Origin of the sequence: Shewanella indica (genome assembly GCF_002836975.1) — a bacterium.
Taxonomy (GTDB): domain Bacteria; phylum Pseudomonadota; class Gammaproteobacteria; order Enterobacterales; family Shewanellaceae; genus Shewanella; species Shewanella indica.
On the sequence record NZ_NIJK01000007.1, the window covers coordinates 37,101 to 56,246 of the forward strand.

General features: G+C 51.9%; 12 protein-coding genes. 5 read left to right on the top strand and 7 right to left on the bottom strand.

Annotated features, from left to right (window positions below; translation table 11 throughout):
* The first annotated feature begins 5 nt into the window (after nucleotides 1–5).
* The gene (locus CX650_RS01875) at nucleotides 6–1,313 is read left to right on the top strand and encodes an amino acid permease (protein ID WP_229799970.1); all 1,308 of its coding nucleotides are present in this window, start codon (nucleotides 6–8) and stop codon (nucleotides 1,311–1,313) included.
* Between the two features lie 119 nt (nucleotides 1,314–1,432).
* On the opposite strand, the gene CX650_RS01880 is transcribed toward CX650_RS01875, so the two are convergent.
* The 3 genes from CX650_RS01880 to CX650_RS01890 form a co-directional block, all read right to left on the bottom strand.
* Nucleotides 1,433–2,518 carry an AI-2E family transporter gene (locus tag CX650_RS01880; RefSeq protein ID WP_101094882.1) on the bottom strand — a complete coding sequence of 362 codons (1,086 nt, stop codon included), beginning with the start codon at nucleotides 2,516–2,518 and terminating at the stop codon, nucleotides 1,433–1,435.
* 228 nt (nucleotides 2,519–2,746) lie between these two features.
* Complete coding sequence (locus CX650_RS01885; protein WP_101094884.1) at nucleotides 2,747–5,584, bottom strand: TonB-dependent receptor domain-containing protein; 2,838 nt, start codon at nucleotides 5,582–5,584, stop codon at nucleotides 2,747–2,749.
* Nucleotides 5,585–6,241: 657 nt separating this feature from the next.
* Complete coding sequence (locus tag CX650_RS01890) at nucleotides 6,242–9,076, bottom strand: TonB-dependent receptor domain-containing protein (RefSeq protein ID WP_071476187.1); 2,835 nt, start codon at nucleotides 9,074–9,076, stop codon at nucleotides 6,242–6,244.
* Nucleotides 9,077–9,646: 570 nt separating this feature from the next.
* On the opposite strand from CX650_RS01890, the gene CX650_RS01895 reads away from it, so the two are divergent.
* Entirely contained in the window at nucleotides 9,647–9,844 is a 198-nt protein-coding gene (locus CX650_RS01895; RefSeq protein ID WP_093982874.1) for a PA3496 family putative envelope integrity protein, read from the top strand.
* 52 nt (nucleotides 9,845–9,896) lie between these two features.
* Here the strand turns inward: CX650_RS01895 and CX650_RS01900 are convergent, their stop codons facing one another.
* From CX650_RS01900 to pdsR, 3 genes are all read right to left on the bottom strand, one after another.
* Nucleotides 9,897–11,075, bottom strand: coding sequence for a cystathionine beta-lyase (locus CX650_RS01900; RefSeq protein WP_101094885.1), 1,179 nt, complete (start codon nucleotides 11,073–11,075; stop codon nucleotides 9,897–9,899).
* 113 nt (nucleotides 11,076–11,188) lie between these two features.
* Nucleotides 11,189–13,360 carry a proteobacterial dedicated sortase system histidine kinase gene (gene pdsS, locus CX650_RS01905; RefSeq protein ID WP_025009525.1) on the bottom strand — a complete coding sequence of 724 codons (2,172 nt, stop codon included), beginning with the start codon at nucleotides 13,358–13,360 and terminating at the stop codon, nucleotides 11,189–11,191.
* Nucleotides 13,357–14,049 (bottom strand): proteobacterial dedicated sortase system response regulator, encoded by a 693-nt coding sequence (pdsR, locus tag CX650_RS01910; protein ID WP_025009526.1) that lies wholly within the window; start codon nucleotides 14,047–14,049, stop codon nucleotides 13,357–13,359. Before pdsR ends, pdsS begins: the two co-directional genes overlap by 4 nt.
* A gap of 218 nt (nucleotides 14,050–14,267) precedes the next feature.
* Between pdsR and pdsO the strand changes: the two genes are divergently transcribed.
* From pdsO to CX650_RS01925, 3 genes are read left to right on the top strand one after another with little or no spacing between them, the layout of a single operon-like run.
* On the top strand, nucleotides 14,268–15,035 hold the full coding sequence (gene pdsO / locus CX650_RS01915) for a sortase-associated OmpA-like protein PdsO (RefSeq protein WP_101094910.1): 768 nt from the start codon (nucleotides 14,268–14,270) through the stop codon (nucleotides 15,033–15,035).
* 14 nt (nucleotides 15,036–15,049) lie between these two features.
* Nucleotides 15,050–17,377 carry a marine proteobacterial sortase target protein gene (locus CX650_RS01920; protein ID WP_101094887.1) on the top strand — a complete coding sequence of 776 codons (2,328 nt, stop codon included), beginning with the start codon at nucleotides 15,050–15,052 and terminating at the stop codon, nucleotides 17,375–17,377.
* A gap of 32 nt (nucleotides 17,378–17,409) precedes the next feature.
* Nucleotides 17,410–18,018 (top strand): class GN sortase, encoded by a 609-nt coding sequence (locus tag CX650_RS01925; protein WP_037436504.1) that lies wholly within the window; start codon nucleotides 17,410–17,412, stop codon nucleotides 18,016–18,018.
* On the opposite strand, the gene CX650_RS01930 is transcribed toward CX650_RS01925, so the two are convergent.
* Nucleotides 18,010–19,035, bottom strand: coding sequence for a GGDEF domain-containing protein (locus CX650_RS01930; RefSeq protein WP_101094889.1), 1,026 nt, complete (start codon nucleotides 19,033–19,035; stop codon nucleotides 18,010–18,012). The two genes, CX650_RS01925 and CX650_RS01930, sit on opposite strands and share 9 nt — an antisense overlap.
* Nucleotides 19,036–19,146 lie beyond the last annotated feature (111 nt).

Consider the following 19,146-nt stretch of genomic DNA (forward strand, 5'->3'; position numbering starts at 1 on the left):
GTTATATGAAAACTGACACTTTGGCACCAGAGTGGGGCGCGGTCATTACTCGGAATGATACGCAGGCATGGAAGGAGGCGACCCGGTTTGACAGTACTGATTGGGGTTGGATCATCATGTCGATCGGCATGGCCATAGGTGCAGGTATCGTCTTTTTACCTGTGCAGGTGGGTTTAATGGGACTGTGGGTGTTTCTCTTGTCTGCCCTTGTCGGTTATCCGGCCATGTATATGTTTCAAAGACTGTTTATCAATACCTTGGCCGAGTCCCGTGAGTGTCGGGATTACCCCAGCGTGATTGGTGATTATCTGGGGAAAAACTGGGGCATATTTCTCGGTGCCCTCTATTTTGTCATGTTGGTGATTTGGGTGTTTGTCTACTCGACGGCGATCACCAATGACAGTGCATCTTTCCTGCAAAGCTTTGGAGCCACCAAGAGTCTGTTGTCTGAAAACCCCTTCTATGGTCTGGGGCTTATTTGTCTTCTGGTTGCACTGGCTTCCCGCGGTGAAAGCCTGCTGTTCAAGATTTCGACCCTTATGGTGCTCACCAAGCTTGGGGTGGTCGCACTGCTTGGGCTGATGATGGTCGACAAGTGGGATATCAATAATATCGGCGCTGTGCCCACTAGCACAGATTGGATCCGCGACGCGGTAGTGATGTTGCCCTTTACCTTGACTTCGATCCTGTTTATTCAAAGCCTCAGTCCCATGGTGATCTCATACCGGGCCAGGGAGAAATCCATCAAGGTGGCGCGCTTCAAAGCGATGCGGGCGATGAACATAGCTTTCGGGATCCTGTTTGTTACTGTGTTCTTTTATGCTGTGTCTTTTACGCTGGCGTTGGGGCATGAGCAGGCGGTGAAAGCCGAGCAGGAAAATATTTCCGCACTGGCGATAGTGGCGCAGGGTATGCCCGGCCAAACGCTGAAGCTCTTGAGCCTGACACTGAATATCTTTGCGGTGATGACGGCCTATTTCGGGGTCTATTTGGGTTTTCGGGAAGCGTGTCAGGGGATCACCATGAACCTATTGCAGCGCGTTATGCCCAAGGAGAAGATCAACACCAAGCTGGTGGGCTACGGCATCATGGTATTTACCATATTGCTATCCTGGAGTGCCATTGTGTTGAACGCCCCAGTGCTGAGCTTCACCTCTATCTGTAGTCCAATATTCGGCTTGGTTGGCTGTTTGATCCCGGCCTATCTGGTTTATCGGGTGCCGGCGCTGCACAAATACAAGGGCGTTGGCCTGTACGTGATTATCGCCACAGGGATCCTACTGTGTATCTCGCCCTTCCTGGCATTCAGTTGATTGACTTGAAGTTTGGATGTTAAAGAATCGAGTGAAGAACGCCCCGCAATGCGGGGCGTTGTCAATGGCGCTATAGCAAATTGACGCCGAGGGGTTAGGCCAAAACTTATGTGAAGAGCTCAGGCCTTGTCCTGCTGCTGCAGAAAGTCGTGAAACTCTTCTTCATAGAGATGAAACAGCACTAGGGTAACGGCAAAGATGATAGGGCCGTAGATCAGGCCGATAAGCCCGAAGAGCTGCAGTCCTCCCAGCAAAGAGAAGAAGATCAGTAAGGTACTCATGCCGGCAGAGCCTTGCATCAGAATCGGCCTCAGGAAGTTATCGATAGAACCAACCACCAATATCCCCCAGGCACAGAGAAATAAGCCCCAGCCCCAATCGCCGGTCAAGGCCAGATAAAGCGCGGCCGGTACCCAGATAAGTGCGGTACCCACCACAGGGATAAAAGAGGCGAACGCCATCATGCAGCCGAGGAATAATCCGGGCAGGCCGACTATGGTCATGGCAATACCTCCGGCAAAACCTTGGGCCAGGGCGGTGAGGAAGGAGCCGAGTACTGCCGATTTAGCCACTTTTTCCACCTCATCGAGAATTTTATCCTCCTGGCTGCGGGACAGGGGGATAACGTGTCTGAGGCTGGTAATTATCTGTTCGTTATCCCTGAGGAAGAAAAACAGCACGAACAGCATCAGGGAGAAATTGACAAAGAAGCCGGTGATATTGCCAAGCAGTGCCGTGCTCAGGCCGACCAGGCGAGTGCTGAGCTCCGTAAGCGCTGCGGTAGCTTTTTGCAATATTTCCTGCGGATCTATGCTATCGAACGGCAACCATTTATTGGTCAGCGCCAGCGACGATTGTACCCAGGGATGCTCCAGCAACTCTTTGGCACCACCATGAGTCAGCCATTGATAAGCCTGAGTGGCAGAGCTGACCCCTTGCTCAATCACGGAAATCAGCATAAACAGCAGCGGGATAAGTATGATTACCGTCAGCAAAACACAGGAAAGCAGCGCGCTCAGATTGGGGTGATTGGGGAGTTTCGCTTCGATGCGCTTGTGCACGGGTAAAAACAGTAAGGAAACGATAAATCCCAGCAGAATTGCGCCCAGATAGGGAGCGACCAACAGATAACAGGCATAAGCCGCAATGGCCAAAGCGGCGAGGATTAACCAATGGCGGGGTTCGACCCGAAAACGTACGGACACGGGAATTCCTTGTTAATTCAAAAAGTATGTTGAGTTTGCCATCTGTGTGGTTGGGGCCACATGCTTGGGCCTGGATTCGAGATGGCGGCAGTTATTAAACCACGGAGCGGCAGTGCAAGAGAAGAACTGCTTGGGCCATATACTCGCTTAAATAGTCAAGCGTCAGTGGTATGTCACACCTGAAAGCCACCTGTTGTGATACAGGTGGCTTTTTCAGTAGCAATAGAATTAGAACTTGTAGTTTACCCCCACGGTGAATCGTTGACCCAGCATGTCGTAGTAAGCACCTTGGTTATACACGCCTGGCTGGCGAGGTGGGGTGCGATCAAACATGTTGAGTATCCCGGCGCGAACCTGCAAGGCATCTGTGATGTTGTAACGGCTGGTCAAATCAAAAGTGGTATAAGACGGGATGTCGTTATAGTTGTTTTGATTGGGTGACCATTCGTTATCCAACACTGTGCTACTGCGATGATTGGCGGTCAGCACGGCCGAGAAGTCATTGTAGGTGTAATCTGTGGTCAGTCGGTGACGCCAGCGTGGACGGGCCTGCTCACCTGCCGATTTAACTTCATCATCGGCGAATCCGGTCGGGTTGAATGAACGCTCTTCCAGATAAGTACTGAATAGGCGGAAGCCCCAGTCACCAAAACCGGTTTCAAGACGATAGTTGACCTCAAAATCAACGCCAGAAGTGATACTGGATGCCGAGTTAAAGGGTTTCTCGAAATAATTGACGATTTCATGAGTGGTGGGATCTCGCCTGAGTAAAGGACAGAATTGATTATTGGTTGAACTGGATTGGTAACAATACTTAACGACTGCGGCACCGCTGAAATTATTGATCACATTCTCCATATCAAACTTCCAGTAGTCCACAGTCAAGCTGAAGTTTTCCAGATAAGATGGCGTGTATATAAAGCCCAGAGTGAAATCATTCGCGACTTCGTTTTTTAACTCAGGGTTACCGACGATAAAGCCTGGTCGGGTTGAACCATACCATTCTTGGGAAGGTTCAAAGGTAGTTGGGATCCCTTGGGCTGCACAGTTAGCCAGCACATTACTTAAATATATGGGGTTAATTCTATTGCGATAACTGGCCGCGCAATAGTCATTTATTCCTCTGAATGTTTGGCTGGAAGGGTTAAATAATTCGGCTATGTTGGGAGCTCGCACTGACTTGGAACGGTTGGCTCTAATTCGAAAGTCGTCATTGAGCGCCCAGTTGAATCCCACTTTCCAGGCGTTATCTGAGCCGGAGGTAGAGTAGTCCATATAACGAAAAGCAGTTTCAAGAGTTAGATCCTGCACTAACATAATGTCTTTTAGCAATGGAACGGACAATTCAGCCGATGCTTCAGTCACATCAAATTCGCCTGACAGAGGTTGAGAGCTGTTGTTAAATAGAAGACCTTCTCGCATTGCCGGGTCTGGCAGTGTATCGGCAGTCTCTTTTCGATACTCCAAACTGAATGCGGCAGCGATAAAACCCGCAGGCAGCTCAAACAGATCACCGCTGACAGAGGCGCCGGCAACGTATTGATCGATTGATGAACGGCGAATGGCATCTGTGCTGACCCAATTGTAAGCGGCTTTATCATAAAGGCCGCGACCAAACACATTCAACGGCTTACAGCCATTGGCTCTGGCATGTTCACTACGACATACCAAGGCACCATTTTTATCGCGGATAACATCGACAGCATCCTTAAAGCGCTGCTCGAACATCTCACCGTACCACTCGGTATCGGCTTGAACATGGCCAACAGTGGCATAAACATTGTATGACCAGGTATCGGAGATTGCGCCTTCAAGCCCCAAAGCCAAGCGGGCTGTGGTTCGCTCTTGACTGTATTTTCGGTTACCAAAGTCGGACGCCAAGTAACCAACTCTGGCACCGTCACCTGGCCGCCTTTCGGACGCTTTGACCAAACTTGCAGCTTCGGACGAAAGAAAAGCATTATCTACATGAAGCGGAATAGTGAGGAATGCCGGAGAGCTTTCACCATAGGCTTCTGACTTGGCATAGCTGGCTTCCATGGTAAATTTATGATCATCATTAATGTCATAGTTCATGAAAGTAAAGAAGTTAATCCTGTCCAACGGCGTCTTGATAAAAGCGTTTTCGGCAAAGCTGTAGCCTTCGCCTCCAAGGTAATCTATCCGGCCATTGGTGAGTTTGGGCAGAGGTTGCCCCAGCTTCATTGGACGAATTTTACCGTCATCACTGAAAGTGTACTTTTCTCCGGCTCGGGTGGTGAACGCTCCGGTCTTGGTGTAGGTGGCCAGGACCTGTTGACCATGACCCCACATTATTGCTTGGGGATCATTCGGGCCGCTGGCATTGGGATTTCGCACTACAATCGGCGCTTCGCGCAAAAAGTCCCTGTCCATATGTGCAATCTGTCCCTGACGCGACCAACTGATGTTGGTTACGAAATTGGCTTTGCCAATATCAGAGCCGAAGGTCAGTGAGGCGTATTCCTCTTCACCTCCAGATTGTGTTGGCCTGGTGGTAGAGGCATCCAGCGCCAGCCCATCAAAACTGGTCTTGGTCACTATGTTAACTACACCGGCAATGGCATCAGAACCATATACTGCCGATGCCCCGCCTGTGGTGATTTCGATACGCTCAACTATGGCTGTTGGGATATTATTCAAATCTACAGCACCTGAGCCCGGTGAGCCGGCCACAAAGCGTCGGCCATTCACTAATATCAGAGTTCGATTGGAACCCAATCCTCTCAGGTCAGTGTTATTCAAACCGCTGGCAAAAACAGAGTTGTTGGTGGTTTCCGGTGACAGACCAACCAGGGTATTAGGCATCTTATGCAGAAGATCTGCGACGTTGGTAACACCGGCATCAATAAGACCGTCACCAGTGATTACGGTAACAGGGGTCGGGGCCAACTCTCCTATACGTTTAATTTTTGAACCTGTGACTTCGATACGTTCTATGGGTTCATCTTTATCTTTAGCGTAGCTGGTTCCAGAATAAACAGCACAGCCGGCAGTAACTAAAAGACAGAAGCGAATTGCTTTTGCGGTTGTAGATACAGAGGTCATGACTATCTCCTTGAGAAATTATAGTTTTCATATCTCTTCTTGTTTGTCAGATACGGAAATGACCAATTAATGATTCAATTTATTACATATGTTAGCAATAGATTAACTTGGGTGATTTTAAGAGAATTTGCTGTTCACAATTTTGCTACATAAATTTTTTGATTAAAAATTTTGCAACCGGTTAAAATCTGTCTGTATTTTTTGTTAAATGGCTTTTCATACGTTATATCTATGTTTCTATTTGGCGGTTTTTTGTTGACATTTTAAATTGTAAGCAATTATTTTTATTTGTTTTACAGTGTGTTATGCGTTATTTTTTGCGGGTTAGCACTGTCTTTATTGTTTGAAAAGCCATGAGGGGATTTTTCGGTAGGATAGGTATCTTTAATCGGGGGGACTTTGGAGAGGACATACCGGATGTGTTATTGTTAACTTCGAGGTACCGACTTTGATCCAATTTAAAAGAAAGCGCTCTTGAGTAAACAGGAATAACCGGCAGTAACCAAACTTTGCGTGTGGATATAAGCGAAGTGGCTTAAGAGGGAACCCTGATATCCAATCCACATCTATCTAACAGGGTTTTAGTTAATTAGGGAAGGTGCCGATTACTTAAAGCCACTTGCTGTTATGCAAGTGGCTTTTTCAGTAACAATAGAATTAGAACTTGTAGTTTACCCCCACAGTGAGTCGTTGACCCAGCATGTCGTAGTAAGCACCTTGGTTATACACGCCTGGCTGGCGAGGTGGGGTGCGATCAAACATGTTGAGTATCCCGGCGCGAACCTGCAAGGCATCTGTGATGTTGTAACGGCTGGTCAAATCAAAAGTAGTATAAGACGGGATATCGTTATAGTTGTTTTGATTGGGTGACCATTCGTTATCCCGCACAGTGTCGCTGCGATAGTTGGCAGTCAATACGGCCGAGAAGTCATTGTAGGTGTAGTCTGTGGTCAATCGATGACGCCAGCGTGGGCGAGCCTGCTCACCTGCCGATTTAACTTCATCATCGGCGAATCCGGTCGGGTTGAATGAACGTTCTTCCAGATAAGTGCTGAATAGGCGGAAGCCCCAATCACCGAAACTGGTTTCAAGGCGGTAATTGGCTTCAATATCAAAACCTGAAGTGATACTGGATGCTGAGTTAACCGGCTTCTCGTAGTAGTTCACTATCTCATGGGTATCGGGATCACGTTCCAGCAAAGGACAGAAGTCGTTATCTGTGCTGCTTGACTGATAGCAGTACTTAACGACTTCAGCACCGCTGAAGCTGTTGATCACGTTCTCCATGTCAAATTTCCAGTAATCCACTGTCAGGCTGAAGTTTTCCAGATAAGATGGGGTGTACACAAAGCCCAGAGTGATGTCATCTGCAACTTCGTTCTGCAGGTCCGGGTTACCTACAATAAAGCCTGGACGAGTTGAACCGTACCAGTCCTGGGAAGGTTCAAAGTCGGTCGGGATCCCTTGAGCTGCACAGTTGGCCAATACATTGTCCAGATAGTCCGGGTTGATCCTGTTCCTGAAGCTGGTAGCACAATAATCGTTGATGGTGCGGAAGGTTTGGCTGGATGGGTTGTACAGTTCGGCAATGTTAGGTGCCCGTACAGACTTGGAGCGGTTGGCCCGGATCCGTAAATCGTCATTGAGCGCCCAGTTGATGCCGACTTTCCATGCAGTATCAGAGCCGGAGGAGGAGTAGTCCATATAACGGAACGCGGTTTCCAGCGTCAGATCCTGCACCAACATCACATCCTGCAGCAGCGGGACGGATAATTCGGCTGATGCCTCGGTCACATCGAACTCACCATAAAGTGGTTGAGACTGGTTTCCAAATAATAAACCATCGCGCATTGCCGGATCCGGCAGGGTTTCAGCCGTTTCCTTACGATATTCAACGCTGAATGCAGCAGCGATAAAGCCGGCAGGCAGTTCAAATAGATCGCCGCTGACAGAGGCGCCGGCAACGTATTGATCGATTGATGAACGGCGAATGGCATCTGTGCTGACCCAGTTATAGGCGGCCTCATCATATTGGCCGCGGCCAAATATATTCAAAGGTTTACAGCCATTGGCTCTGGCGTATTCGTCACGACATACCAGATTACCGTCGGCATCTTTGATCACATCGACAGAGTCATAGAAGCGCTGCTCGAATATTTCACCATACCATTCGGTGTCGGCTTGAACATGGCCTACAGTGGCGTAAACATCGTAGGACCAGGTATCGGACAGTGCACCGTCAACACCCAGTGCCAATCTTGCTGTAGTTCTGTCCTGACTGTATTTACGGTTGCCGAAATCAGATGCCAGATAGCCTAATTTTACCCCTCCACCTGGTTTTTCTTCACCGGCCGTCACCAAAGCCGCCGCTTCAGGAGAGAGCAGGGCATTATCATCATAGAGCTTGAAATTGAGGAAGGCAGGAGAGCTTTCACCATAGGCTTCGGACTTGGTGTAGCTGGCCTCCATGGTAAATTTATGATCATCATTGATGTCATAGTTCATCACAGTAAAGAAATTGATCCTGTCCAGTGGCGTCTTGATGAAAGAGTTCTCAGCAAAGTTGTAGCCTTCACCACCGAGATAGTCCACCCGGCCGCTGGTTAGCGGCGGCAGTGGCTGACCCAGATCCATTGGCCGAATTTGACCGTCATCGCTGAAGGTATAGCGGGTGCCATTGGATTCAAAAGTGCCTGTCTTGCTGTATGAAGCCAGTACCTGTTGACCATGGCCCCACATTATTGCTTGCGGATCATTCGGGCCATTGGCATTGGGATTTCGCACCACAATCGGCGCTTCACGCAGGAATTCTCTGTCCATGTATGAAATCTGCCCCTGACGTGACCAACTGATGTTGGTCACAAAGTTGGCTTTACCCAAGTCAGAGCCAAAAGTCAGCGAGGCATATTCTTCTTCACCCCCATCTTCGGTGGGGCGTGTTGTAGAAGCATCGATAGCCAAGCCATCAAAACTGGTTTTGGTCACTATGTTGACCACCCCGGCAATGGCGTCAGAGCCATAAACAGCAGACGCGCCACCCGTAGTGATTTCGATGCGCTCAACCATGGCGGTAGGGATGTTGTTTAAATCCACGGCGCCTGAGCCTGGCGAACCGGCTACAAAGCGGCGGCCGTTAACCAGCACCAGAGTGCGGTTGGAACCCAATCCTCTCAGGTCAGTGTTATTCAGACCACTGGCAAAAACAGTGTTGTTGGTGGTTTCCGGTGACAGACCAACCAGGGTATTAGGCATCTTGTGCAGCAGATCTGCTACGTTGGTAACACCTGCTTCAATAAGGCCATCGCCTGTGATCACAGTGACCGGTGTTGGTGCTATCTCCCCTATACGCTTGATTTTTGAACCTGTGACTTCAATACGTTCAAATGTTTCAGGTTTATCTTCAGCATAACTGAAACCTGTAAAAGCGATACTGGTAGCAGCAGCCATAAGGCCGAAGCGAACGGCTTTGGCTGTTGTAGATATGGATGTCATATCTCTCTCCTTGATTATTATTGTAAATCGCCATGCTTGGCTGTGTTTTTATTTTGTTTGTCAAATGTTTCAATGACAAAGATATGATTCAATTTAAACCTAGATTTAGCAACACATGATTATGTTTATTAATTTATAATTAATTTATTTTTAACAGTTTTAAAACAAGGTGAGCTGGGTGAATTAATCGATTAAAATCAATTAATTATATTAAATACTATTGCTTTGCAAAAATATTGTGTTGCGCAGATGTTTTAATTTAAACAAATTTGTATCAGTGATAATAGTAAGCAAATGTTTCTATGCCCTTAGTAAGGTGTGTCGTGCGTTAATTAATTGAGCATGTGCATTTTGTTTATTTTTCATACGCCTGAGTTTTTGCTGAACGGAATTAAAATATGGGAACTTTCCGATAGGAACAGGCTCTTTAATAAGGCATGATGTGAGGGGCTCCGGTATATTTAACACCGGATGTATCGTTTAAATTCCGGATTACCGGCTCTGCTCCAAGTGTGTTGGAAGTGCTCTTGAGGAGACGGTAAAGAACCGGCGTGAGGTTAAGGGAAGACCATGTCATTTAATCAATCTTTGAGTAGAGGCAAGAGCGAAGCGGCCCAAGAGGGAACACTGACATCCAATAACCGGGTCAGTAAAAAAGACATACGGATAAGCGCTGCACGCAGGCGAATAGAGGATATTCGTGAGCAGATGGCCTTATCCCGTGAATTGGGCGTAGGAGTGTCGGCAGATGAGCTGGACTTTGACTGACGCTAACAGCGATAAGCTTAAAAAGCCCGCATTCAAGCGGGCTTTTTGCTGATTAAGCCTGCATCGCGGCGTGATAACGCTCGAAGGCTCGCTCGAGGTCGGCAATCAAATCGTCCGGATCTTCCAAACCTATATGCAGTCTCACCAGGGGCTTGCTGCTGTCCCACTGGGTTGCCGTGCGCAATTTCTCTATACCGGATATTGCCAGAATAAGGCTCTCGAAGCCACCCCATGAAAATCCCATCTTGAAGTGCTCCATCCCTTCGACGAAGGCGGTCATCGCCTGGCGGTTACCCTCTTTGAGCACAAAGGAAAACAAGCCGTTGGCGGCGCTGAAGTCACGCTGGAAAAACTCGTGACCCGGGCAACTGGCAAACGCCGGGTGGCGCAGGTGATCCACTTCCGGGCGCTGCGCCAGGAAATTGGCCACTTTGAGGGCATTTTTTTCATGTTGCGCCATTCTCACCCCCAGGGTTCTCAGCCCCCTGGCCGCCAGAAAGATATCGTCTGCAGAGGTGCATTGGCCCATGAGATAGCTGTTCTCCCTCAGGGTATCCCAGTGTGCTTCATTGGCGGTCGCCGTACCCAGCATCACATCCGAGTGACCCACTATGTACTTGGTAGCGGCCTGAATCGAGATATCGACGCCCATCTCAAACGGGCGACAATTGATGGGGGAGGCCCAGGTGTTGTCCAGCATGGTGACCAATTGATGCTCATGCGCGATGCGGCACAGGGTCGGCACATCCTGGACTTCCATGGTGATGGAGCCGGGAGATTCCAGAAACAGCACTTTGGTATTGGGGCGGATAAGCTCGCGGATACCGGTGCCAATCAAGGGGTCATAGTAACTGGTTTCAATCCCCAGCCCCTGGAGCAGCTTGTCGCACAGATCCCGGGTGGGCTCGTAGACACTGTCTACCATCAGCAAGTGATCACCGGCCTTCAGAAAAGACAGCAGGGCGCCACTGATGGCCGCAGAGCCTGAAGGGTAGAGCGCAGTGCCAACACCACCTTCGAGTTCGGCAATGGCCGCCTGAAAGGCAAAGTGAGTCGGGGTGCCGCGGCGGCCATAGAACATCTCCCCTTTGGCGCGATTGGCCGTGGCGTGGCGCATCTGTTCCATGCTGTCAAATACGACGGTTGATGCTCGAAACACGGGAGGATTGATCACTCCCTTGCTCCACTTTTTGTCCCGGCCGAGCGAGACCAGCTTGGTGGCTTTCTTCATGGATGCAACTCTTGTCTGTGATTGCGGGGCGAGCGCCCCTTTGAGGCATATTAACATTGAATCTTGTCATTGCCAGTGCGGCGGGCTTGAGACTTGTTCAAGTTGTCCGCAGCTTAAAGCAGCGGCAGGCTGACCCGAATTTCGACACCTGAGCCGTCGCTCAGGTTGCTGGCACTGATATGGCCGCCATGGAAGGCGGTGATAAGCCTGGCGATATAAAGTCCCAGTCCCAGATGAGGTTTGGACTGCATCGTTTGTGGCCGCACTGAGACCATGGACTCGAAGATCTGCTCGGTCATGTTTTCCGGCAACAGTGGCCCTTGGTTTTCCACCCTGAGCAGGGCCTGTTTGCCCTGCACCTTGAGGCTGATGCGGATATCGGTATCGGCTTTGCTGAACTCAATGGCGTTGGTGACCAGCTTATCCATCAGCTGGGCGACATATTCAGGCACGCCACGCATGGTCAAAGGTTCATCCGGCAACACCAGCACGAAACCTTGTTCCTTGTAAGTCATCTGATACCCGGCGACGCAGCCTGCCACAACCTTGGTCAGTGGGAATTCATCTATCTCGGCCTGGGACAGGGACTCCTCGAGCCGGGTGGCTTCGCTCATGTTGGCGAGGATCAGCCACAAGCGATTGACCCCTTCCTGGGCGCGGTCGACGTACTTGGCCGTGTCCTTGTCCAGTTGCTGCAGACTCAAGTGCTCCAATGAGCTGCGCACCACGGCCACCGGGGTTCTCAATTCGTGGGATAGTCGCGAGGACATGTTTTCCAGATAGTGGGTATATTGCCCCAACCGGTTGACGATATTGGCAAAACTGCGCGACAGGTCGCCGATTTCATCGCGCACTTTTGAAGGTGGAATGGTGTCGCGAACCCGCCCCTGGCTGTCGATGGCGCGCTCGGCCTGATCCCTGAGTTTGCGAATGCGGCTGGAGATCCCGGAGGCAAACACAAACAGTGCCAGGGTTCCCATGGCCATCACGGTCAGGATCACATTGAACAGTTTCTCCAGTGCCCGGTTACGCAGGGTACGGATACCATGGGTGGTTTCCTCGGCAACCACGGCGCCCATCACCTTATCGTCAATCCAGATGGGGCTGGCCGCCGCCAACACCACCGCCTTGTTATCCGGTGTCAGGCGCCAGGTGGAGGCCATCTGGCCATTCAGCGCCCGGCGAATATGGCTACCGCCGAGTTCGGTCGAGTCCTGCAGTGAGTCGATAAAATCCATAGGCGGCTTGGTCAGCACTGTGTAGTAGATGGGGTGTAGATAGTCGTGTTCCAGTTTGCCAAAGAAGCTTTCCGGTTGCCGCTCCTCCTCGACCGAGCGGGTCCAGACACTGGAATCGGCGCGAATATCGCCCGACTTGGCCAGCACCCGGCCATGGACATCCACCACCCATATCCGCGAGCTGTTATGCCCCATACCTTTGATAATACTTTCAATTTCCGGTGATGGTACCAGAACCGTCCCCAGCTTATCGGCGCGGTCAGTGGCCGAGGTACCAACTATGGCTTCCAGCCTGCGGCTCTTTTTGTCGTTGACATCATGAATGGCAAAACTGAGTTTACTGCCCACCATCTCCAGCGGCATTCTGAGTTCAATATTGTAACCCTTATCGGTTTTCAACCACTGGCCCTGAATGCGGACCTCTGGTGTCACCGGGGCGCTGAGCGCCGGATTTTCAGGCAACTCGAAGGCGCTGAGCCAGCCATCGTGCTTGTTGGCTATGGTGTAGCGGCGAAAACGGCCATCCGGGGCCAGGGTGGCGATAGCCAGATAGTCGTTGCGATCCACACTCAGGCTGTTGCGGCCGCGGTAAATCACCTTTGGATCCGTTACCTCGAAAAAGCCGTAAAGGTAGCCGCCATATTTACCTACCATATGGGTAAAGCTCAGCGTTGACTGGCTGTCACTCAAGCGCATCAGGGTATGCTCTTCGCCATAGGTCATGGCGCGATGGCGGTAGGCCTCCCAATCATTGAGGCGGCCATCCAGCTGAATGGGGCCGTTGAGCGGATAGGCGTAGAGATCGCGGCCCTTTTCTACTTGATTGAGGAAACTGGCCTGGCTGTCGAACAGCCTGGGTCTTTCATGTAGCGCCGTAGCCAGGGCCTGAGTGGTTCCTTCCAGGGTTTTCTCCTGGCCGTGACGCAGATATTTCTCCATCTCCCACACATACTGATAGCCAAGCCAGGGCAGGCACAGCAAAAACAGCGACAGTACCAGAGTCTTGGTTCTGAGGCCTATTGGCGGGTGATAGGAGGGAAACTTCAAGATTCGGGATCCCAGCGATAACCCATGCCATAGACGGTATCAATGCAGTCAAAGGCCGGATCGGCGGCGATAAACTTGCGCCTGATCCGCTTTACATGGGAGGTAATGGTGCTGTCATCGACATAAATCTTGGCTTCCTGCATCAATTCGGTGCGGCTGCGCACATGGCCGGGATGTTTGGCCAGGGCGTACACCATCCAGAATTCGGTCACTGTCAATTCAATCGGCTGCTGTTGCCAGTATACCTGAATTCGGTTGGCATCTATGGTGAGGGCGCCGCGCTCCATCAGGGTATCGGCCGGAGCGCTGCTGCCGGCGAGTTCGCAGCGGCGAAACAGCGCCGCCAACCGCGCCAGTAAATGGGGAAAACTGACATCTTTGCTCAGGTAGTCATCGGCACCCAGACGCAGGCCACAAACCGTATCGAAGTCGCTGTCTCTGGCGGTGAGAAAAATAATCGGCAGGGTGCCCGACATCGCTCGCAGCGACTGGCACAAGGTAAAGCCACCATCGATTTCATGCTCCAGACCTATGTCAATAATGGCCAAATCCGGTAAGCGGGTGTTGAAGGCCTGCATGGCCTCGGGGCGGTTGGCGTAAGTCTGCACAGAGTAACCCTGTGATTGCAGCACATCTTTGTAGTTTTCTCTTATTGCAGCTTCATCTTCCACTATGGCAATGCGTTTCATCTGCCTCTTGTTCCTGCCGAGCCGTGAATAGCCGTGACTATACAGGATTTTAGCCGTGAAAAAAGCGATAGCTTCCAATTGCCATTTTGTTGCCACAATTGATAGCCAAAGTGCCATTTTTGCTCCCCAGACTTGCCATTTCAATGGGGTTTAATCATCTCAACGACGAGGAACGCTGCCAACTGGGCAGCAAGCTCTACAAGACAAAAGGAATCGAGATGATGAAAAAGACCCCCATAGCCTCCCTGATCATGGCATCACTGTTGCTGACTTCTTCTCTGGCGCACGCCGACAGCCAGCCAAACTTACCGACTCAGGAGAGAGACCACAACGAAGAGTTGGTTGGCTTTGGCACAGGCGCACTGCTGGGCGCCGTGGTTGGGGGACCTGTGGGGGCCGTTATCGGTGCCTTCACCGGCGGCATAGTGGGTAAGTCTGTGGGCGATGACGAGCAGCTCAAGAGTCAGCAGCAACAGCTGGCCGAGCAAACCGAACAACTGGCGAGTCTCAGTGAGAAGCAGCGAGCGCTGAAGGAGTTATCGTTGCAATACGCCGATGCCCAGAGCCGTCTTAATGCGCTTTCCCGCGACCGGGCTACCCAGCTCGAAGAGTTGATAGTGGGTATGAATGTGCAGTTTCGTACCGGCACCGCCGAAATCGAACCCCACTTTGCCCGCCAGCTGGACGATTTGGCCTATGCCATGAGCCTGTCGCCTGAGCTGATGTTGGATCTGACCGGTTACGCCGATCGCCGTGGTAATTCTGATTACAACCAGACGCTGTCTGAACAGCGGGTCGAGGCGGTGAAAAGCTATTTGGTTAGCCAAGGCGTTGCCGAAGAGCGTTTGCAAACCCAGGCTTTGGGTGCCAGTTCTCCCCTCAGTGCCAAACAGAGCCGCGAGAGTGACTTCTTTGACCGTCGGGTCACGCTGAAATTGCAGACTCAGGGAGCTGCTCTGGCAGCCAATCAACAAAGCGGTAATTGAGAGGGAGCGACAAAATGAATATGGATATCCCTCGGCAGGAAAACGAGCAGTTTCAGAGAATGTCCGCCGCTAGTCACAGCGATTCTGATACTTATTTATGCAGGGCCGTCAACGCCCTGCAATTTTCAGGCTTTGCACTGCTGGCACTGCTGGTGTTCAATCTGGTGAGCTCGGTTGAAGCCTGGGCCGAGAATGGTCCCCAATTTGCCGAAGAGCCTGCAAGTGTCCAGGCTCAGGAAGGTACCCTTCAACTGATTGATAATCCGCAATGGCCATGTGCCGGGGTGCTCGCTTTTGGCGACACTCAGGCCCCGGCACTGGCAACCGAAGTCAGCATGAGCATCAGTGGCTGGAGTAACAGAGTCAGCGTCACCCAGTCATTCACCAATGATACCCAGGAGTGGATCCACGGCCGTTACCTGTTCCCGCTGCCCAATGAGGCGGCGGTGGACAGCATGCAGCTGAGAATAGGTGAGCGGATCATCGAGGGGGTTATTCAACCAAAGGAAGAGGCCAAGCGCACTTTTGAGCAGGCCAAGGCTCAGGGCAAGCGCGCCAGTTTACTGAGTCAGGAGCGGCCCAACCTGTTCACCACTCAGGTGGCTAATTTGGCCCCGGGGGAAACCCTTAAAGTCAGCTTCAGCTACCAGCAGGCATTGGATTACCGTAATGGTCAGTTTAGCCTGCGCTTTCCCATGACCCACACGCCCCGTTATCTGCCTCAAAGCATGCTGCAAAGCTTCAAGGGTGTGGAGGAGGCGGCGCGGTTGCTGAGTCCTGTGATTGAAGCCGCGGGCCTTGAAAAGATGTTTGCCGGTACAGATAGCGAAAGCTCTGATCTTAAAAGCCCCCAAGCGCAAAGCCCCCATGCGCACAGCGGTGGCCAGGAGAATCGTCTCAGTTTGGATATTATCCTGGATGCCGGTTTTCCCTTGCTGTCGCTGGAATCCCCTTATCATGCTATTTCCCAACAAACCCTGAGTGATGGCCGTATTCGGGTGCAGCTGCAACAAGACAATACCAAGGCCGACAGCGACTTTGTGTTGCAATGGCAAGCGGATACGGGCGCCAAGCCCGCAGCGGCGCTGTTCAGCCAGCAAGGCCAGACCCATACCCCAGCACCTTCTTTAGCGCAGGCCGAAGGCCAAGCTGCCAGGGATGAATACAGTCTATTGATGTTGATGCCTCCACAGAGCAAAGAGGTGGCCAAGCCCTTGCCCAGGGAGCTTATTCTGGTGATAGATACTTCGGGCTCCATGGGGGGAGATGCAATAGTTCAGGCCAAACAGGCACTGCTGTATGCATTGAGCAGTCTCAAACCGGAGGACAGTTTCAATGTTGTTGAATTCAATTCTGCAGTGCAGACCATGGCGGCCAACTCTTTGCCGGCGACGGCCCACAATATAGGTCGGGCGCAGCAGTTTATTCGCGCCCTGGAAGCCAACGGTGGTACCGAGATGGCCAAGGCGCTTGAGTTGGCATTGAACAATGATTTTGCCGCTCAAAATAAAGTCGGCACGCAAGGTGAGATTAAGGCGCTCAGGCAAGTGATTTTCATGACAGATGGCGCCGTAGGCAATGAACAGGCGCTATTTGAACTGATTAAAGACAGGCTCGGCGACAACCGTCTGTTTACCATAGGTATAGGCACTGCCCCCAACTCCCACTTTATGCAGCGCGTTGCCGAGCTGGGGCGGGGCAGCTTTACCTATATTGGCAAGATGCAGGAGGTGGAGCAAAAGGTGGTTGCCTTGCTGGAAAAAATCTCTGCTCCCAGGATCACAGATGTGTCGCTGCGCTACCCTGACGGCACTGTGCCGGATTACTGGTCGGCACAAATTCCGGATCTCTATCAGGGTGAGCCGGTATTGGTGAGCATCAAACAGCGTAGCAATGCCCACAAGGCAGTTATCGTATCCGGTCTTATCGATGGCCAATTCTGGCAGCAGGAGCTGGCGCTCAATGCCAAGGCTGAGCCCAAAGGGCTGGATCTTATCTGGGCCAGAAAACAGATAGCCGCGCTGGAGTTGGCCAAAGATGCAGCCAACAGTGAACGCATTGAACGCCAGGTCACAGCGCTGTCGCTGAAGTACCACTTGGTCAGTCCGTACACCAGCCTGGTGGCAGTGGATGTCACCCCGGTCAATCCGGACGCCGCGGCGACCCGGGAAGGGCAAGTGGCCAGTCATGCGCCCAAGGGCTGGCAGGGTAAGTTGCCGCAGACCGCCACCGACAGCCGGCTGATGTTGCTGCTGGGGTTGGCAAGTTTGCTGGCGGCGCTGATGCTGGCGGCTTTCCCCAGGGCCTTTGGCCGTCGTGCTTGTGAGGAGGCGGGGCGATGAGCCAGGCTGAGCAGGCCCTGACAGCAGGCGCTATGCCCTCGGTCAATAGGGGGCGCTTTAGCGATATCTGCTCAATAGTGATAGTTGTTCTGGTCGTGGCAGGTTCGGCCATGCTGTTTAAAGGAGGATATATGCAAGCCAAAGCCATGTTCGCCCAGTTCTTGATTGAAAAGGCCTGGGCCAAGAGTCTGACTGACGGCCAGGCACACAAACCCTGGTCCTGGGCCGATACCCACCCCACGGCCAAATTGTGGATAGGCAAGCATGAGCCACTCTATGTGCTGGCCGGGGCCAGTGGCCGTAACCTGGCCTTTGGACCGGCGCAGATGCTTTCGGGAGCCGGCGCCGGAGAGACAGGCAATACCGTGATTGCCGGTCACAGGGATACCCATTTCGCGATCCTGGCCGGGGCCAGGGTGGGGCAGGAGATCCGCTTGCAGGGAATGGATGGCCAGATCCATTTTTATCGAATACGTGCTACCGCAGTCGTGCATGAATCTGAGACACGTTGGTTGATGGGCAGTGATGAGCGGCTATTGACGCTGATCACCTGTTATCCCTTCGACAGCCTGAGCGGCGGCGCCGAGCTTAGATTTGTGGTGCAGGCAGAAGCCTTGCAAACGCTGGCGGTTTCAGCCTGATATCGGCATCACCCGATTGCGGCCCAAACGCTTGGCTTCATAGAGCAAGGTGTCGGCGCGTTCGGTAAGGGATTGGCGGGTATCCAGTTGCTGCCATTCTGCAACCCCGAAGGAGGCGCTGATATTGCTGATGAGCTGGCCCTTGCGCCTGTCTCTGACGCTAACCTTCTCCAGTGCCCGTCTCATGGCTTCGGCCAGTTGGCGGGCTACTCTCAGCTGACTGGTCGGCACCAGAATAGCGAACTCTTCACCACCGAAACGATACAACTTGGTGCCGTCACGGCAACTATCCTGCAGACGCTTGGCCACCGCCTTGAGCACCTGGTCCCCCAAAAGATGCCCATATTCATCGTTGAAACGCTTGAAGTGATCCACATCCACCAGAATAAGGCAGCAGCCCTTCGGCGACTGACTCAACAAGCTATCGAAGTCGGCATCGAAGGCGCGGCGGTTAAGGCAGCCGGTGAGGGCATCAAACAATATGTCTTTTTCGGTGTTTTGCAGCTGTAGCCGCAGACTGTCTATCTCCTGCTGGGCCTTGCTCAGTTGCGAGCTCAAATAATCCGTGCTGCTGCGAATATCATCCGAGTCTTTCACCAGGGCTCGGACCATGCCCATCACCTGTTCAAGATCCATGGCGTCCTGATCCAAGCGGCTGATACGGCCAAAGTTACGCTCGATTTTGGCGCGAAAACTGTCGGCATCGCAGCTGGTATCCTTGAGTGACTGAGACAGCTCGGTCGCTATCGCCTCCATACTCTGGCGCATATCTCTGACATCCAGTTCATCTTCCGGGGCCAGATGATGACGGTAGAGGAGTTCCGCCGTGGAGGGCGGACAGGTGTTGTACTGGCTGACGGCTTCATCCAGGCTGGCATTGAGTGCCGGGTTGCGCTCGCTGACATAGGCATACCAGAGCGCATAGTTGACCGGCGTTGTCGGTATCTGATGTTTTAACATCAACGGCAAGGCTTTTTTCAGGTATTGGGCGGCTTGTTGAAGCAGAGTCATGGTCATAGGGGAACTCATTGTCAATGCAATTACCTATTCAGCTTGACATAAATTAAGCCGCTTGTGGATCCAAAGGCTCACAGAATGTCACTTTGTTGCGCCGATTGCCGAATGCTG

What these genes read in the sequence shown, in the direction of transcription:
- CX650_RS01930 (WP_101094889.1), bottom strand. Translation starts at nt 19,035, where the DNA reads ATGACCATGACTCTGCTTCAACAAGCCGCCCAATACCTGAAAAAAGCC.
- CX650_RS01890 (WP_071476187.1), bottom strand. Translation starts at nt 9,076, where the DNA reads ATGACATCCATATCTACAACAGCCAAAGCCGTTCGCTTCGGCCTTATG.
- CX650_RS01895 (WP_093982874.1), top strand. Translation starts at nt 9,647, where the DNA reads ATGTCATTTAATCAATCTTTGAGTAGAGGCAAGAGCGAAGCGGCCCAA.
- CX650_RS01875 (WP_229799970.1), top strand. Translation starts at nt 6, where the DNA reads ATGAAAACTGACACTTTGGCACCAGAGTGGGGCGCGGTCATTACTCGG.
- pdsR (WP_025009526.1), bottom strand. Translation starts at nt 14,049, where the DNA reads ATGAAACGCATTGCCATAGTGGAAGATGAAGCTGCAATAAGAGAAAAC.
- CX650_RS01920 (WP_101094887.1), top strand. Translation starts at nt 15,050, where the DNA reads ATGAATATGGATATCCCTCGGCAGGAAAACGAGCAGTTTCAGAGAATG.
- CX650_RS01925 (WP_037436504.1), top strand. Translation starts at nt 17,410, where the DNA reads ATGCCCTCGGTCAATAGGGGGCGCTTTAGCGATATCTGCTCAATAGTG.
- pdsO (WP_101094910.1), top strand. Translation starts at nt 14,268, where the DNA reads ATGATGAAAAAGACCCCCATAGCCTCCCTGATCATGGCATCACTGTTG.
- CX650_RS01885 (WP_101094884.1), bottom strand. Translation starts at nt 5,584, where the DNA reads ATGACCTCTGTATCTACAACCGCAAAAGCAATTCGCTTCTGTCTTTTA.
- CX650_RS01900 (WP_101094885.1), bottom strand. Translation starts at nt 11,075, where the DNA reads ATGAAGAAAGCCACCAAGCTGGTCTCGCTCGGCCGGGACAAAAAGTGG.